The sequence below is a fragment of the Psychromonas sp. SR45-3 genome, assembly GCF_014163575.1.
GTDB lineage: Bacteria > Pseudomonadota > Gammaproteobacteria > Enterobacterales > Psychromonadaceae > Psychromonas > Psychromonas arctica.
On record NZ_JACJDP010000083.1, the window covers coordinates 1 to 1,566 of the forward strand.

Genomic DNA, 1,566 nt, shown 5'->3' on the forward strand with positions numbered 1-1,566 from the left:
TGCAACAGCAAACAGGACGTTTGCTGTAACTTCATTCGGCGCATGGACGCGCCGTATGAAGTGGTGCATAAAGAAAGAGCTTCATTGATTGGATAAGAAAGCGATTCGGTGACAGCTTTCTTTGCCTACTTTATTTGCTGTTCAAAGAAAGTAGGGTCGCCGACAAGGCGAAACACCAAGTCACAATTATTAATAAAGCCTCGATGAGCATAGACGAACCAACAACACCTAAGCTTAAGACATTAGCAAATGTGGCTACAACTCCCCCGCCGTTGAGCTTTCCCGAACAATTAGTTAATTATCCCCCTACGTTGGTGCATAATGACCTATAAATACAGCTTCACTCAAAGTGATAACATTAAGGCCTTACATTGATATTTCTAGTGTTAGTTCTCTGTGCATTAGCATTTTTTTCTTATGCCACGGAAGGTTGTGAGCCATTCAATTTTAGACGAATATTAGCCACTATTTTAATTACTATTTATGGTGTTATCTATTTTTATGTTCCCCCTTTTCTTGGCATGAATAACCGATATGCAGGACAGCTTTTTGAGCTATTTCCTGTGTGTTGTTATGTCGTTGTGTTGTATACAGACGAGTATCCAACCCTAGAGAAAAAAATAATTATGTGGTTGGCTTGTATATTTTGGTTAGCGATATTCTTATTGCTATCTTATTTTAAAATGTACTATTGGTAAGTCGATATCACTGCCCCACACCATCTGCTTATAGCCGACAGTTTTAGATGTTAACTGGAGATAGCTTTAGACGATAACTTTCCTATTCAATATGCATTATTTGCCAAAGAGGTTTCATGAAAGAGTTCGATAAATTACTTGGTATTGCGAAGCGTAAAGCTATTTTTGATGAAACCAGCACATGGTCAAATGGTGCTGAGACTTATCTTGCTGAAATTAAAAATGAAGTGGATGAAGTAATAGAAGAGATCCCTAAATCCAGAAAGTGCTATTTAGAAGATGAGCTAGGGGATATTCTTTGGGACTACCTCAATATTCTAACCGCGTTAGAAAAAGAAGTCGGTATTGATACCAAAGCCGTTTTAGCAAGAGCCTGCCGTAAGTATGAAGAAAGAGTATCAGGCATCGAAACGGGTAATAAGTGGGCAGATATTAAAGAAAAGCAAAAAATAGACTTAGCCGTCGAGCATAATTCAAAGTAATCGTACGTATTTGAAAGAAGTAGCCTCGCAATATACCTAGGAAAGATTGTAGAAAAAAGTACGGGACATCTAATGGTTGATCTTAATAATCTCAACTAGTTAACAATAAAGTTCGATACTCAATGCGGCTACAGCTCCCCGCCGTTGAGCTTTCCCAAGTCATTTACTTATTTTTAGTAAAGCCAAACAGGATGTTTGGCTTAGTTGAGGCTAGTGCATGGATGCACGTCCGAAACGGTACGATAAAAATGAGTGAATTACTTGGATAAGAAAGCGATTCGGTGACAGCTTTCTTTGCTTACTTTATTTGCTGTTCAAAGAAAGTAAAGTCGCCGCAAGGGCGAAATACCAAGTTACAGTTATTAATAAAGCCACAGCGAGCGCAG

Annotated in this window: 2 protein-coding genes; both read left to right on the forward strand. The window is 38.6% G+C overall.

Annotation, left to right across the window (positions count from 1 at the left end; all coding sequences use genetic code 11):
* Positions 1-371 precede the first annotated feature (371 nt).
* Positions 372-698 carry a hypothetical protein gene (locus H5084_RS19180; protein ID WP_182692227.1) on the forward strand — a complete coding sequence of 109 codons (327 nt, stop codon included), beginning with the start codon at positions 372-374 and terminating at the stop codon, positions 696-698.
* A gap of 116 nt (positions 699-814) precedes the next feature.
* Complete coding sequence (locus tag H5084_RS19185) at positions 815-1,180, forward strand: MazG nucleotide pyrophosphohydrolase domain-containing protein (protein ID WP_182692228.1); 366 nt, start codon at positions 815-817, stop codon at positions 1,178-1,180.
* Positions 1,181-1,566: the final 386 nt, after the last annotated feature.

Bases quoted from the DNA above. Each gene is read 5' to 3' on its own strand.
- H5084_RS19185 (WP_182692228.1), top strand. From the start codon at position 815: ATGAAAGAGTTCGATAAATTACTTGGTATTGCGAAGCGTAAAGCTATT.